11 protein-coding genes and 1 pseudogene are annotated in these 15647 nt (G+C 56.5%); 10 read left to right on the top strand and 2 right to left on the bottom strand.

Annotated elements, in window-relative coordinates; translation table 11 throughout:
• Window positions 1-85 precede the first annotated feature (85 nt).
• The 6 genes from pspF to sapF all read left to right on the top strand — a co-directional run bounded on the left by pspF (window position 86) and on the right by sapF (window position 6462).
• Complete coding sequence (gene pspF / locus ENTHG_RS05135) at window positions 86-1084, top strand: phage shock protein operon transcriptional activator (RefSeq protein WP_161624514.1); 999 nt, start codon at window positions 86-88, stop codon at window positions 1082-1084.
• A 98-nt stretch (window positions 1085-1182) separates the two neighbouring features.
• Window positions 1183-2823 (top strand): ABC transporter substrate-binding protein SapA, encoded by a 1641-nt coding sequence (sapA, locus tag ENTHG_RS05130; RefSeq protein WP_044175178.1) that lies wholly within the window; start codon window positions 1183-1185, stop codon window positions 2821-2823.
• Entirely contained in the window at window positions 2820-3785 is a 966-nt protein-coding gene (sapB, locus tag ENTHG_RS05125) for a putrescine export ABC transporter permease SapB (RefSeq protein ID WP_044175164.1), read from the top strand. Before sapA ends, sapB begins: the two co-directional genes overlap by 4 nt.
• Entirely contained in the window at window positions 3772-4662 is an 891-nt protein-coding gene (sapC, locus tag ENTHG_RS05120) for a putrescine export ABC transporter permease SapC (protein ID WP_044175162.1), read from the top strand. The genes sapB and sapC overlap by 14 nt, the downstream gene beginning before the upstream one ends.
• Window positions 4662-5654 carry a putrescine export ABC transporter ATP-binding protein SapD gene (gene sapD, locus ENTHG_RS05115; RefSeq protein ID WP_044175159.1) on the top strand — a complete coding sequence of 331 codons (993 nt, stop codon included), beginning with the start codon at window positions 4662-4664 and terminating at the stop codon, window positions 5652-5654. Before sapC ends, sapD begins: the two co-directional genes overlap by 1 nt.
• A gap of 1 nt (window position 5655) precedes the next feature.
• Window positions 5656-6462, top strand: a complete 807-nt coding sequence (gene sapF / locus ENTHG_RS05110; protein ID WP_044175156.1) for a putrescine export ABC transporter ATP-binding protein SapF — start codon at window positions 5656-5658, stop codon at window positions 6460-6462.
• Window positions 6463-6530: 68 nt separating this feature from the next.
• On the opposite strand, the gene ENTHG_RS24730 is transcribed toward sapF, so the two are convergent.
• Window positions 6531-7718 (bottom strand): fimbrial protein, encoded by a 1188-nt coding sequence (locus ENTHG_RS24730; protein ID WP_081653586.1) that lies wholly within the window; start codon window positions 7716-7718, stop codon window positions 6531-6533.
• A 467-nt stretch (window positions 7719-8185) separates the two neighbouring features.
• Here ENTHG_RS24730 and fabI point away from each other — a divergent pair, with 467 nt between their 5' ends.
• From fabI to pdeR, 4 genes and pseudogenes are all read left to right on the top strand, one after another.
• Window positions 8186-8974: an enoyl-ACP reductase FabI gene (gene fabI, locus ENTHG_RS05100; RefSeq protein ID WP_044175149.1), complete on the top strand. Its 789-nt coding sequence runs from the start codon at window positions 8186-8188 to the stop codon at window positions 8972-8974.
• Window positions 8975-9148: 174 nt separating this feature from the next.
• Window positions 9149-10297 carry a CMD domain-containing protein gene (locus tag ENTHG_RS05095; protein ID WP_044175145.1) on the top strand — a complete coding sequence of 383 codons (1149 nt, stop codon included), beginning with the start codon at window positions 9149-9151 and terminating at the stop codon, window positions 10295-10297.
• Between the two features lie 107 nt (window positions 10298-10404).
• Window positions 10405-12338: pseudogene (locus tag ENTHG_RS05090) on the top strand (exoribonuclease II).
• A gap of 300 nt (window positions 12339-12638) precedes the next feature.
• Window positions 12639-14630 carry a cyclic di-GMP phosphodiesterase gene (gene pdeR / locus ENTHG_RS05085; protein ID WP_044175142.1) on the top strand — a complete coding sequence of 664 codons (1992 nt, stop codon included), beginning with the start codon at window positions 12639-12641 and terminating at the stop codon, window positions 14628-14630.
• Here pdeR and ENTHG_RS05080 read toward each other — a convergent pair.
• Window positions 14627-15493 (bottom strand): crotonase/enoyl-CoA hydratase family protein, encoded by an 867-nt coding sequence (locus ENTHG_RS05080; protein ID WP_044175139.1) that lies wholly within the window; start codon window positions 15491-15493, stop codon window positions 14627-14629. The two genes, pdeR and ENTHG_RS05080, sit on opposite strands and share 4 nt — an antisense overlap.
• Window positions 15494-15647: the final 154 nt, after the last annotated feature.

Raw genomic sequence — 15647 nt, 5'->3', positions numbered from 1 at the left:
AACTTTTTAATTTATTGATTTTAATAGCAATCAATCATTTTACCGCTGCGCCACTTTGGTCTACAGTAGTGAATAACGCTAACAAATGGCGAATTTCATCATGGCTGAACACAAAGATAACCTTCTGGGCGAAGCAAACAGCTTTATCGAAGTGCTGGAGCAGGTCTCACGCCTGGCCCCGCTGGATAAACCGGTGCTTATCATCGGCGAACGCGGCACCGGCAAAGAGCTGATTGCCAATCGTCTGCACTATCTCTCCTCCCGCTGGCAGGGGCCGTTTATCTCCCTGAACTGCGCCGCGCTGAATGAAAACCTGCTCGATTCAGAGCTGTTTGGTCATGAAGCCGGGGCCTTTACCGGCGCGCAAAAGCGGCACCCCGGCCGCTTCGAGCGCGCCGACGGCGGCACCCTGTTTCTGGATGAGCTGGCCACCGCGCCGATGCTGGTGCAGGAGAAACTATTGCGGGTGATTGAATATGGCGAACTGGAGCGCGTGGGCGGCAGCCAGCCTTTGCAGGTCAACGTGCGTCTGGTTTGCGCGACGAACGCGGACTTGCCGGAGATGGTGAATCAGGGCACCTTCCGCGCCGACCTGCTTGACAGGCTGGCGTTTGATGTTGTGCTCCTGCCCCCGCTGCGCCAGCGGCAGAGCGATATCATTATGCTGGCCGACCATTTCGCCATTCAGATGTGCCGCGAACTTGCGCTGCCGCTCTTTCCCGGCTTTACCCCGCGGGCGCAGGAAACGCTGCTCAGCTATAGCTGGCCGGGCAATATCCGCGAGCTAAAAAATGTCGTCGAGCGTTCCGTCTACCGCCACGGCAACAGCGATACGCCGCTGGATGAGATTATCATCGACCCATTCCGGCGCGACCAGGCGTTGGCGACGCCCCCGACGCCTTCCGCCGCCAGCGACCTGCCCGCTCTGCCGTTAGATTTACGCCAGTTTCAGCATCAGCAGGAACGCGACCTGCTTGAAACAGGGCTGCAGCAGGCCAAATTTAACCAGAAAAAAGCGGCGGAGCTGCTGGGTTTAACCTATCACCAGCTGCGTGCCCTGCTCAAAAAGCACCAGATCGGCTGAAATCGCTGACAATAACAGCGGTTGTTAACAGACACTTGTACGAAGCCCTGGCAAGTGCGATACACTTTGCACATGAACCTAAAACCGTTGAAAACACCATGCGTCTGGTTTCCTCTTTCCTGCTGATGTCCGCAAGCCTGTGGGCCGGGTTTTCGCAGGCTGAATCGCCGCTCTCCGCCACCGCGGATATTCGTGATAGCGGCTTTGTCTATTGTGTAAACGGGCAGGTCAGCACCTTTAACCCACAAAAAGCGGGCAGCGGCCTGATTGTGGATACGCTGGCGGCGCAGCTTTACGATCGCCTGCTGGATGTCGATCCCTACACTTACCGGCTAATGCCGGACCTGGCGGAAAGCTGGGAGGTGCTCGACAATGGCGCGACCTATCGCTTTCACCTGCGTAATGGCGTCTCTTTCCAGCACACCCCGTGGTTTACCCCGACACGCCACCTTAATGCTGACGACGTCGTTTTCACCTTCCAGCGTATTTTCGACCGTAACCATCCCTGGCATAACGTCAACGGCGGCAGCTTCCCCTATTTTGACAGCTTGCAGTTTGCCGATTCCGTTATCAGCGTGCGCAAGCTGGATAACCGCACGGTCGAGTTCCGCCTGCGCCAGCCGGACGCCTCGTTTCTGTGGCACCTGGCCACCCACTACGCGTCGGTCATGTCGGCAGAGTATGCCGATAAGCTGGCTAAGAACGATCGTCAGGAGCTGCTTGACCGCCAGCCGGTGGGCACCGGCGCTTTTCAGCTAGCGGAATATCGTGCCGGGCAGTATATAAGGTTACAACGTAACGCCAATTTCTGGCGCGGCACGCCATTGATGCCGCAGGTGGTCGTGGACTTAGGTTCCGGCGGTACCGGGCGGCTATCGAAATTGCTCACCGGCGAGTGCGACGTGCTGGCCTGGCCTGCCGCCAGCCAGCTGACGATTCTGCGCAACGATCCTCGCCTGAGCCTGACCCTGCGCCCCGGCATGAATATCGCCTACCTGGCGTTTAACACCGACAAACCGCCGCTGAACAACCCCGAGGTTCGCCATGCGCTGGCGCTGTCGATCAATAACCAGCGCCTGATGCAGTCAATCTATTACGGGACGGCAGAAACCGCGGCGTCGATTTTGCCCCGCGCCTCCTGGGCCTACGATAGCGAAGCGAAAGTTACCGAATATGACCCCGATCAAGCGCGGGCGCGGCTTAAGGCGCTGGGTCTGGAAAACCTGACGCTGCAGCTGTGGGTGCCAACGACCTCCCAGGCGTGGAACCCCAGCCCGCTCAAGACGGCGGAGCTGATTCAGGCGGATATGGCGCAGGTTGGCGTAAAAGTGAATATTGTTCCGGTTGAAGGACGTTTTCAGGAGGCGCGGCTGATGGATATGAATCATGATCTCACGCTCTCCGGCTGGGCCACGGACAGCAACGATCCGGACAGTTTCTTTCGTCCGCTGTTAAGCTGCGCGGCGATAGATTCACAAACCAACTTTGCCCACTGGTGCAATCGCGAGTTCGACAGCGTGCTGCAAAAGGCGCTGGCTTCGCAGCAGCTCGCCGCCCGTATCGACGATTACAACGAAGCGCAGAAAATTCTGGCCACGGAGTTACCGGTCCTGCCGCTGGCCTCGTCGCTGCGGCTACAGGCTCATCGTTATGACATTAAAGGCCTGGTGGTGAGCCCGTTTGGCAGCGCCTCCTTTGCCGGGGTCACGCGGGAAAAAGAGAAAGGAAAGCAGCCATGATCATTTACACCCTGCGTCGGCTGCTACTTCTGCTGGTCACGCTGTTTCTGCTGACCTTTATTGGCTTTAGCCTGAGCTATTTCACCCCCCATGCGCCCTTACAGGGCGCGTCGTTATGGAACGCCTGGGTGTTCTGGTTCGAAGGGGTGCTCCACTGGGATTTTGGCGTCTCAAGCATTAACGGTCAGCTGATTTCCGAACAGCTCAAAGAGGTGTTCCCGGCGACAATGGAGCTGTGCATTCTGGCTTTCGGCTTCGCTCTGCTGGTGGGGATACCGGTGGGGATGATAGCGGGTATCTCCCGCAACAAGTGGCAGGACAAGTTTATCAGCGCGCTGGCGCTGCTGGGGTTCTCCGTACCGGTGTTCTGGCTGGCGCTGCTGCTCACCCTGTTCTTTTCGCTGACGCTTGGCTGGCTGCCGGTTTCCGGGCGTTTCGATCTTCTTTATGAGGTGAAATCGGTGACCGGGTTCGCCATTATCGACGCCTGGCTCTCCGACTCGCCGTGGCGTGAAGAGATGATCATTAGCGCCGTGCGCCACATCGTGCTGCCGGTACTGACGCTGGCCGTCGCTCCTACGACGGAGGTGATCCGGCTGATGCGCCTCAGCACCATAGAGGTGTTTGATAAGAACTACATTAAGGCGGCGGCGACACGCGGCCTTTCCCGGTTCACCATTCTTCGCCGTCACGTACTGCATAACGCCCTGCCGCCGGTGATTCCGCGCCTCGGGCTGCAATTTTCCACCATGTTAACGCTGGCAATGATCACTGAGATGGTCTTTAGCTGGCCGGGCCTTGGCCGCTGGCTGATTAACGCCATCCGCCAGCAGGATTACGCGGCCATTTCCGCTGGCGTCATGGTCATCGGCTCGCTGGTCATTATTGTTAACGTCCTGTCCGATATTATCGGCGCGCTGGCAAACCCTTTGAAGCATAAGGACTGGTATGCCTTACGATAGCGTATACAGCGAAAAGCGCCCGCCTGGCGCGCTGCGCACCGTGTGGCGCAAATTCTATGGCGACACGCCCGCCATGATCGGCTTTTACGGCTGCGCGGGGCTCATCTTACTCTGCGTATTTGGCGGCTGGTTCGCCCCTTACGGCATCGATCAGCAATTTCTCGGCTATCAGCTGCTGCCGCCGTCGTGGTCGCGCTATGGCGAGGTCTCTTTTTTCCTCGGCACCGACGACCTGGGGCGCGATGTTCTGAGCCGCTTGTTGAGCGGCGCGGCGCCCACGGTGGGCGGCGCGTTTCTGGTGACGCTGGCGGCGACCTTTGTCGGGCTGGTGTTAGGGGTTATTGCCGGCGCTACGCACGGCCTGCGGTCCGCGGTGCTTAACCATATTCTGGACACGCTGCTTTCTATTCCATCGCTGCTGCTGGCGATTATCGTTGTTGCTTTCGCCGGGCCGCACCTCTCCCACGCCATGTTCGCCGTCTGGCTGGCGTTGCTGCCGCGTATGGTGCGCTCCGTTTACAGCATGGTGCACGATGAACTGGAAAAAGAGTACGTCATCGCCGCGCGTCTGGACGGTGCCTCAACAATGAATATCCTGTGGTTCGCGGTGTTGCCGAACATGACATCCGGCCTGGTGACGGAAATTACCCGTGCGCTGTCAATGGCGATTCTCGATATCGCCGCGCTGGGGTTCCTTGACCTGGGGGCGCAACTGCCCTCGCCGGAATGGGGCGCGATGCTCGGCGACGCGCTGGAGCTGATTTATGTTGCCCCCTGGACCGTGATGCTCCCCGGCGTAGCGATTATGCTGAGCGTACTGTTGATTAATTTACTGGGCGATGGCATCCGTCGCGCCATTAACGCGGGGGTGGAATAATGCCGCTGCTGGATATCCGTAATCTGACCATCGAAGTAAAAACCGGCGAGAACTGGGTTAAAGCCGTGGACAGAGTGAGCCTGACCATGGCCGAAGGCGAGATTCGCGGGCTGGTGGGCGAATCAGGCTCCGGCAAGAGCCTTATCGCCAAGGCTATCTGCGGCGTGACCAAAGAAAACTGGCGCGTCACCGCCGACCGCATGCGCTTTGATGATATCGACCTTATGCGTTTGTCGGCGCGCGAGCGGCGTAAGCTGCTGGGCCATAACGTGTCGATGATTTTCCAGGAGCCGCAATCCTGTCTCGACCCGTCGGAGCGGGTGGGGAAACAACTGATGCAGAACATCCCCCGCTGGACTTTTAAAGGTAAAATCTGGCAGCGCTTTGGCTGGCGCAAACGCCGCGCCATTGAGCTTCTGCACCGGGTGGGCATCAAAGATCATAAAGATGCGATGCGCAGTTTTCCCTATGAGCTGACCGACGGCGAGTGCCAGAAGGTGATGATCGCCATTGCGCTGGCTAATCAGCCGCGTCTGCTGATTGCCGATGAACCGACCAACGCCATGGAGCCAACGACGCAGGCGCAGATTTTCCGCCTGCTCTCCCGGCTTAACCAGAATAACAACACGACCATTCTGCTTATCAGCCACGACCTGCAGATGCTGAGCAAGTGGGCGGACCGCATTAATGTGATGTACTGCGGCCAGACGGTGGAGACCGCACCAAGCGAGGAGCTGATTAGCGTGCCGCATCACCCGTATACCCAGGCGCTGATTCGCGCTATTCCCGACTTTGGCAGCGCCATGCCGCACAAAAGCCGCCTGAACACGCTCCCCGGTTCGATACCGCTGCTGGAACAGTTGCCGATAGGCTGCCGCCTTGGCCCCCGTTGTCCGTACGCGCAACGAAAATGCGTGGAGACGCCACGCCTGGCTGGGGCGAAAAATCATCTTTTCGCCTGCCATTTTCCGCTGAACATGGAGAGAGAGTGAAATGGTCGAAACCCTGCTTGAAGTGCGTAATCTGAGCAAGACCTTTCGCTATCGCACGGGATGGTTCCGCCCGCAAACTGTCGAAGCGGTCAAGCCGCTGAGCTTTACCCTGCGCGAGAAACAGACGCTGGCAATCATTGGCGAAAACGGCTCTGGCAAGTCGACGCTGGCGAAAATGCTGGCGGGCATGATAGAGCCGACAACCGGCGAGCTGCTGATTGACGATCATCCCCTTCACTATGGCGATTACTCTTTTCGCAGCCAGCGCATCAGGATGATTTTTCAGGACCCCTCGACATCGCTCAACCCGCGCCAGCGTATCTCGCAGATCCTGGATTTTCCGCTGCGTCTGAACACTGACCTGGAGCCGGAGGCGCGGAAAAAGCGCATCTATGAGACGCTGCGAATGGTGGGCCTGCTGCCGGATCACGCCAGCTACTACCCCTATATGTTCGCGCCGGGGCAAAAACAGCGTCTGGGGCTGGCGCGGGCGCTCATTCTGCGCCCGAAAGTGATCATTGCTGACGAAGCGCTGGCCTCGCTGGATATGTCCATGCGCTCCCAGCTTATCAATCTGATGCTGGAGTTGCAGGAAAAACAGGGCATTTCGTACATTTACGTGACCCAGCATATCGGCATGATGAAGCACATCAGCGACCAGCTACTGGTGATGCATCAGGGGGAAGTGGTCGAACGCGGCAGTACCGCCAGCGTGCTCGCCTCCCCTCTGCATGATTTGACCAAGCGTCTGATTGCGGGGCACTTTGGCGAGGCGCTGACGGCAGACGCCTGGCGGCAGGATCGCTAAGGCGTTTGCTTTTCCCGGATGCGCTACGCTTATCCGGGCTACCAGATCGCAGCATCCGCGTCCCCCCGTTACTGGTAGTTCGCCAGGATTTCAACTTTTGCGTTAGCCGGGCCGGGTTGTAGCGTCCCCGTGGTACGGATATAGCGCGCGGCCATATTAATAGTGCCATCGCCAGAAGCCGGATTACTGCCGATGGCATAAGGGGCGGCGCTAAAGTTACTGCTAATGGTGTTGGCGTAGGTCGGCGTGTTCAGTTTTACCGGTTTTGCGGGCACCGCACCCTGACCGGTATAATCCCCCCACGCAAGCTGAATGCCGACCCCCTGCGCCCCGCTACCGTCGAGTTTGATAATGCCGTTACTGGCATCCACAAAACCATCGTAAGGCTGGACAGTGACCATCACCCCGTTATTGGGCGTGATAGTCGAGATATTGGCTACATCGCTGCTGTACCCCCAGGCGTCCGGGCAACGGAGCTGGAAGCTGGCATCGACCCAGGGCGTACCGTACCCTTGCGCCGCGTTGGGCGGGATATTGCGCGCCCCCATCTGCACGGTCTTCGAGGCATTGACGAATTCGCAGGTGCTGGCGTAGATGGTTGACATGTAGACAGGAACGCGTCTGTCCGTGAAGCAAACCGTCGACGTCCCGGCAACGGCTTTATCTGTGGAACAGGTATTTAAGGTATCGCCAGCAACCGGCCCTACAACCTGCACAATCATGGGGCCTTTCACATCGAGCAGACCTGCTGGCAACGTATTAGGTGCAGAAGAGTATTTCCACAAACGAATATCAACCCAGGCATCAATTCTGACTGAAGAACCTGAATAGGTCGATTTGGGGATTAGTTGTGGCCACAAAGGAATGATCTTGCCTCTGGATTGCGAACCAGGATCGGCATCATTATATGAAATGCCAATACCATCTACTGTGGTTTTGTAGATTTTATAATTTGCATACTGTCCGGCGCAGACTTCTTCCCCAGAGGTCACATCTTTTTGCATTGAAAGATAATACACAGCGGACCGACCATGCGTGTCAACAACATTAGACCCAACATTTTGTCTGATATAACCGCCAATCATAGTACAGTTGGGAATACTATTACCGAGGGTGATTTTTTGTGATGTTAACAACGTCATGACCGTGGGTCTGGCAGGATTTACAGTCGTGATATCCAGCTCCCCGGCAAAAAGGTCTGCAGAAAAAAGATATAACGCACTATACACAATCAAGAGAGAAGTGATTTTTCGCATTGCCCGCTCCTTATTACGCCTGCGAACGCAGCATATGCTAGCCCGGCATGAGAAAATATTATTTTTCCATAAAATATCATCCAGGTGAGCTTTATTTATTCATATTAATAATTAATAAATCGTTAATATGTCATCAAACAAATTCATTTAAACCATGTCACATTCCGCTATCTACGTTAAATCTTATACTGAGTACTTCGCAGTATAGACCGCCCCCTCAGCGCCTCCTTCCCTCCGCTGGTTGGATGACTCGCAATCTTAGTCTGATGATATACTTTCGCTGTATCGAACTGTCATCAACGCCGTCTGAACGAAGCCCGCCGGCACGCCTGCCGCCACGGAAAAAGCGTGACACCGCCCGCTGTGGCTGGGATAATTCGCCTTCGTTTTGATTTAAGTTGAAATGGCAATCGCAACCATCTGATTGCTAAAGTAAATAAAAGCAATGACTATAAGGATTAAAAGCTATGGGTTTTCTTACCGGTAAGCGCATTCTGGTGACTGGCGTTGCCAGCAAACTTTCCATCGCCTATGGTATCGCGCAAGCTATGCACCGCGAAGGCGCTGAACTGGCGTTCACCTATCAGAACGATAAACTGAAAGGCCGCGTGGAAGAGTTTGCCGCACAGCTGGGTTCCAGCATTGTACTGCCCTGCGATGTTGCAGAAGACGACAGCATCAACGCGCTGTTCGGCGAGCTGGCAAAAGTGTGGCCGAAGTTTGACGGTTTCGTTCACTCCATCGGTTTTGCCCCTGGCGACCAGCTGGACGGCGACTATGTGAATGCAGTCACCCGTGAAGGCTTCAAAATCGCTCACGACATCAGCGCTTACAGCTTCGTCGCGCTGGCAAAAGCCTGCCGTGAAATGCTCAACCCTGGCTCCGCTCTGCTGACCCTCTCCTATCTGGGTGCTGAGCGCGCAATCCCTAACTACAACGTTATGGGTCTGGCGAAGGCCTCTCTGGAAGCCAACGTGCGCTACATGGCGAACGCGATGGGTCCTGAGGGCGTACGCGTCAATGCCATCTCTGCTGGCCCGATCCGCACCCTGGCCGCATCCGGTATTAAAGATTTCCGTAAGATGCTGGCGCACTGTGAAGCGGTTACGCCGATTCGTCGTACCGTTACCATCGAAGACGTGGGTAACTCCGCAGCGTTCCTCTGCTCTGACCTCTCTGCCGGTATCTCCGGTGAAGTGGTTCACGTTGACGGCGGTTTCAGCATTGCCGCAATGAACGAACTGGAACTGAAATAATCCCTTTTCGCCCCCCGTTCCGGGGGCGATTTCTCCCGGCCTTTATAGCGTTCCGCTATTTATTATCACGCAACATTCTTTGGTCCTCCTGACGGCTTACGCCAGGATAAAGCAGCGAAAAAGATCCCTTCTTAACGATGTCAGGGATCGCCTTTTTCAGACCAAGGAACGACCATGGAACAACGCCGCTTTTCCGGCAAAAGTCACTGGTATCACGAAACCCAGTCGAGTACCCGTCAGGCGCAGGCGCTGCCACTGGTTCCCGAAGCGGCCGCCGTTGACGATCCCTTTCTGCTTAATCTGACGCTGCCGCCAGCGTTCACCACCACGCTTGAAGGCTGGCTGCAACCTGCCAGAAAGGTCTATAACCTGCTCTTTGCACAGCGGGTAATGGTTAACCGCCTGCATACCTTCAGCGCCTACGATCGCCTGAGCACTGCCCTCACCGTGGCGCAGGTTTATGGCGTCCAGCGTCTTTGCAACCATTATGCCGCCCGCCTCGCGCCGCTTCCCGGCCCTGATTCGTCCAGAGAGAGCAATCAGCGTCTGGCGCAGATGACCCAGTTCGCCCGCCAGCTGGCATTTTCACCCGACGTGATTGACGCCCGCGCCCGCCAACAGCTCGAAGACGTCGGCCTGACCCGGCATGACATCGTGCTGATGAGCCAGATTATCGGCTTTATCAGTTTTCAGGCGCGGGCCGTTGCCGTCTTCCAGGCGCTGCTTGGGCAGCCGGTTCGCTGGCTACCCGGTATGGAGATGCAGCAGCCCTCCGCATCCGGGCGCTTTGCCGACCTTTCGGGGTCGTGGCAGCCGGGTATCGAGGGCGTGGAAATTCGCACGGCCAGCGCCCGTCAACTGGAGTCGCTGGCTAACTGGCAGCCGCTGCCTGCGTTCCGCCTGCTGGCGCCGGTGCTGGCCCACCACGCTTCCACACTGGATGCGCTGGGGGAGATATACCAGGCGGTGGTCGGCGAGGCGTCTGACGAGCCGTGGCAGCAGCTTGCCGCCCTCTATACTGCGCGCGTCAACGGCAGCGTAAGCTGTTTTGGCGAATACCGTCAGGAAGGGGCGATACTGGCTGAGGCTGTATTGTCTGACGACCCGCTGAGTCACAGCGGCGAGGATAAAAAAGCGCATGCGGTTTTGCAGAGCGTGCAACACCTTACCTGCGCGCCTGACAGGTTTAGTCCGGCCCATTTAGCGCTCCTGAAAGAGAGCGGATTCAGCGAAGCTTCTGCCATTTCGCTGCTTATCTGGAGCGCGCTTTGCGGCTGGTTCAACCGCCTTAAAATTGCCGCGGGCGATGTCACTTTTCCCTGAACAACCCGCACGCCAGACCAGTGGCTAATAACGAAAGAGCGCTTGCTGCAACGGTCAGATTCGCGTAAAACTGTCAGCCGCTCTTTCAGCCACGAAAATAGATAACTATGTTTCAGGACAACCCGCTGCTCGCGCAGCTAAAACAGCAACTTCATTCCCAGACTCCACGTGCGGAAGGTGTGGTTAAGGCCACGGAAAAAGGCTTTGGTTTTCTCGAAGTCGATGGGCAAAAAAGCTATTTCATCCCGCCGCCGCAGATGAAAAAAGTCATGCACGGCGACCGTATCGTCGCGGTGATTCATACTGAAAAGGAACGCGAATCCGCAGAGCCTGAAGAGCTGGTTGAGCCGTTCCTGAGCCGCTTTGTCGGCAAAGTTCATAAAAAGGATGATCGCCTTTCTATTGTGCCCGATCACCCTTTACTTAAAGACGCTATTCCCTGCCGCGCCGCGCGCGATGTCACCCACGACTTTAAAGAGGGAGACTGGGCCGTTGCCGAAATGCGCCGTCACCCGCTTAAGGGCGATCGCGGTTTTTATGCGGAGCTGACCCAGTTCATCACGTTCGGTGACGATCATTTCGTCCCGTGGTGGGTCACCCTGGCCCGTCACAACCTTGAAAAAGAAGCGCCCAACGGCGTGGCGACTGAGATGCTGGACGAAGGTCTGGAGCGTGTGGACTTAACCGCGCTGGATTTTGTCACCATCGACAGCGCCAGCACCGAAGACATGGACGATGCGCTCTATGTTGAAGAGAACGCCGAAGGCAAACTGCAGCTGACCGTGGCGATTGCCGACCCTACCGCCTGGATTGCCGAAGGCAGCAAGCTCGACGGCATGGCGAAAGTCCGCGCGTTCACTAACTATCTGCCTGGCTTTAATATTCCGATGCTGCCGCGCGAGCTGTCAGATGACCTCTGCTCCCTGCGCGCTAACGAAGTGCGCCCGGTGCTCGCCTGCCGCATGACGCTGGATGCCGATGGCGCCATCGAAGATAACATCACCTTTTTCGCCGCCACCATTACCTCTAAAGCGAAGCTGGTTTATGACGAGGTTTCGGACTGGCTTGAAAACAACGGCAGCTGGCAGCCGCAGAGCGAGGCGATAGCTCACCAGATTCGTCTGCTCAACCGCGTTTGTCAGGCGCGCTCGCAGTGGCGTCAGACCCATGCGCTGGTGTTTAAAGATCGCCCGGATTATCGTTTTATCCTTGGCGAAAAAGGCGAAGTGCTGGACATTGTCGCCGAGCCACGCCGGATTGCTAACCGCATTGTTGAAGAATCCATGATCGCCGCCAACATCTGCGCCGCCCGCGTGCTGCGCGATAAGCTGGGCTTCGGCGTTTATAACGTGCATATGGGCTTCGACCCGGCCAACGGCGAACAGCTCGCTGCCCTGCTGAAAAGCCACGGAATGCATGTGGATGCGGAAGATGTGCTGACGCTGAACGGCTTTTGCAAGCTTCGCCGTGAGCTGGATGCCCAGCCGTCGGGCTTCCTCGACAGCCGCATCCGCCGCTTCCAGTCGTTTGCAGAAATCAGCATCAATCCGGGCCCCCATTTTGGCCTTGGCTTGAAGCGTATGCTACCTGGACATCGCCGATCCGTAAGTACGGCGATATGATCAACCATCGCCTGCTGAAAGCGGTGATCAAAGGCGAAACCGCAGCGCGGCCGGCAGATGATATTACCGTACAGATGGCGGAGCGCCGTCGTCTGAACCGTATGGCCGAGCGCGACGTGGGTGACTGGCTGTACGCCCGTTTCCTGCAAAATAAAGCCGGGACGGATACCCGTTTCGCCGCCGAAATCATTGATATCAGCCGCGGCGGGATGCGCGTGCGCCTGGTGGATAACGGCGCGGTCGCCTTCATTCCGGCACCGTTCCTGCACGCCGTTCGTGACGAACTGGTTTGCAGCCAGGAGACCGGTACTGTGCAGATTAAAGGCGAAACGGTCTACAAAGTTACCGATGTGATCGATGTGACTATCGCTGAAGTTCGTATGGAAACACGTAGCATTATCGCGCGCCCGGTCGCGTGATGATTTTGCCCCCCTTTACGGGGGGCGATTACGCAATCCGCCAGGCATATGTGACCCTCCCCCCATTTTTCATTCTCCACGACCCATTCAGCCAATTTCCAGCCACACTCAAAGCTGCGCCTTCCTGTGATGTTTTATGCAAATTTCACCCGGCCGCTATTCTTTTAACTTAAACTCGTCTTATTATGAGAATGTAAATAAAAACAAGACTTTCACCCCTGGTTACACCTTGTGAAGCGGCGGTTAATCCGCCCATGAAAATGAGTATTCGTTGCGCTTATTGGTGGGTTGGGAGATAGCATGAAAGACAACCAGGAACAGAACATACTGTTTCGTTATTCCGGTTCCGGCAGTCCATTCTGGCGGTTAACCGCGGACAGCAATGCCCTGCACTTCGCCCCGGACGAGTCCGCCGAAGCAAGTCAGGTGGTCACGCTCACGGATGAACAGGCGGCGCAGCTTCGGCAGATGACGGTGATCACCTCCAGCCTTACCCTGCGGATTAACCTTTTTGGCGAGGACGTGCCCGTTCATCTGGTGGGGCGTAAAATCACCAAAAACGAATGGGGCGGCACCGCGTCGGCCTGGCACGATACCACCTCCGTTGCCCGCGATCTGGTGCAGGGACTCTCGTTTGCGGAACAGGTCGTTTCGGAAGCCAACTCCGTGATTGTTATTCTCGATCGCCGGGGCGCTATTCAGCGTTTTAACCGGCTCTGCGAAGAGTATACCGGCCTCAAAGAGCACGAAGTGATTGGCCAGGACGTGTTCAAACTTTTTATGAGCAAAGAAGAGGCGCTGGCCTCAAAGCGGAATATCTGCGACTTCTTTCACAACGGCACCCCTTACGAAGTAGAGCGCTGGATTAAAACCCGTAAAGGACAGCGTCTGTTTCTGTTTCGCAATAAGTTCGTTCACAGCGGCAGCGGGAAAAACGAGATCTTCCTTATCTGCTCCGGGACGGATATTACCGAAGAGCGCCGGGCCCAGGAGCGTCTGCGCGTGCTGGCCAATACGGATACCATTACCGGCCTGCCCAACCGCAATGCCATTCAGGAGTTGATAAGTCAGGCGATAGAGCACCGCGGAGAGACGCAAATCGGCATCGTCTACCTCGACCTGGACAACTTTAAAAAGGTCAACGATGCCTATGGTCATATGTTTGGCGATCAGCTGTTGCAGTCGGTCGCAATTGCCATTTTAAGCTGCCTTGAAGAGGGGCAGACGCTGGCGCGCCTCGGCGGCGATGAGTTTATCGTGCTGGCGACAAACTCGTCGCAAATCGCGCTGGAAGCAACGGCATCACGAATTATTACCCGCCTGCGCCAGCCGTTTCGTATTGGGCTGATAGAGGTCTATACCGGCTGCTCAATCGGTATTTCGCTGGCGCCTCAGCATGGCAACGACCGCGAAAGCATTGTCCGCAACGCCGATACGGCGATGTATACGGCAAAAGAGCACGGGCGCGGGAAATTTTGCGTCTTCTCACCCGAAATGAACCAGCGGGTGTTTGAGTACTTATGGCTGGATACCAACCTGCGCAAAGCGCTGGATAAAGAGCAGCTGGTGATTCACTACCAGCCCAAAATGACCTGGCGCGGGGAAGTGCGTAGCCTGGAGGCGCTGGTGCGCTGGCAATCGCCGGAGCGCGGCCTGATCCCCCCGCTCGATTTCATCTCTTATGCCGAAGAGTCCGGGCTGATAGTGCCGCTGGGACGATGGGTCATGCTGGACGTGGTGCGTCAGGTAGCAAAATGGCGCGAGAAAGGCATTAATCTGCGTGTCGCGGTGAACGTCTCCGCCCGCCAGCTGGCGGACCAGTCTATTTTTAGCGATCTCAAACAGGCTCTGAGCGATCTGAACTTCGAATACTGCCCTATTGATGTCGAACTGACTGAGAGCTGCCTGATTGAAAACGAAGAGCTTGCCCTGTCGGTGATTCAGCAGTTTAGCGAGCTGGGCTCGCAGATCCATCTGGATGATTTTGGCACCGGCTATTCGTCGCTTTCTCAGCTGGCAAGGTTTCCCATTGATGCCATTAAACTTGACCAGTCGTTTGTGAAGGATATCCATAAGCAGCCTGTTTCACAGTCGCTGGTGCGGGCCATTGTCGCCGTGGCGCAGGCGCTCAATTTACAGGTGATTGCCGAAGGGGTAGAAAGCGCCAAAGAAGACGCCTTTCTTACCAAGAACGGCGTCAACGAACGGCAGGGATTTTTATTTGCTAAACCCATGCCCGCTGCCGTATTCGAGCGATGGTATAAGCGCTATCTGGCGCGAAAAAAACTTTAGCTGGCTTTGCTTAGCCCCGCGGCGTGCCGGTTCTGTAACTGAACCAGGCGCTCCATATAGGCAACGTCTTTCGGTTGCAGACAAAACGCGGCATCCACCCAGTCTTCGGTGATATCCATTAACTCGCTGCGCGGCAGCTGCATGACCCGCTGCCGCGCCCGGAGCATAGCGCGAATGCCGTTCAGCCGCGGTTGCAGAGTGTCAATAAAAGTACGCACCGCAAGATACCCCTGCGCGGGTTCGAACAGCTGATCCACCAGCCCGTGTTGTTCATACCACTCCGCGGTGTGGGATTCGCCTTTGTAGATGAGCTCCTCCGCCAGCTTCATCCCCGCACGCCGGGCCACCAGCGAATAGCCGCCCATGCCCGGAAAGAGATTAAAAGCGATTTCCGGGAAACCGAGGCGCGCATCGCGCTGGGCCAGGACAAAATGGTGCGCCAGCGCCGCTTCGAAGCCGCCGCCCAGCGCGCTCCCCTCTACCATCGCCAGTGAAATTGCCCCGGTATCGAACCCGCGCGAGGCGGCATGAACGCAGTCAACACAGGCGCGGGCATAGGCGCGCAGCGCCTCGCGTCGGCCATTCTGGATGCATTCCACAAAAAAGCGCAGGTCGCCGCCCGCATTATACAGGCCGGGAACCAGCGAGCCCGTCACCCAGAAATCAACGGCGAAACCGGACTGACGAACCAGCCAGGAGATATTCATGATCTCTTCGATGAGGACATGGTTGAAACAGGGTCGTGGGTGCGCCCGCAACATCATCCATACCGTGCGGCGCTCTTCTTCGTAATAGCCGCAAAGTTGCGTAAATCGTTCATTATCCGTGAAAAGCTTGCACGTCGCCTGGTTGATAACTGTCATAGACTTACTCCTCCGGTTAAAAGCGCAATGTGCGCAGAGCAAGCCTAATCCACCCTAAAGCCAGGTGTATGTCTCATAGTGAATATATATCTGATGCTTATAATATTTTGAGATTTCGTTTTTTCCCTTCTCTTTTTAAACTGTTTTCTGCATC

Source organism: Phytobacter massiliensis JC163, from assembly GCF_000321045.1.
Lineage (GTDB): Bacteria > Pseudomonadota > Gammaproteobacteria > Enterobacterales > Enterobacteriaceae > Phytobacter_A > Phytobacter_A massiliensis.
This window is presented reverse-complemented; position numbering and strand designations above follow the sequence as displayed.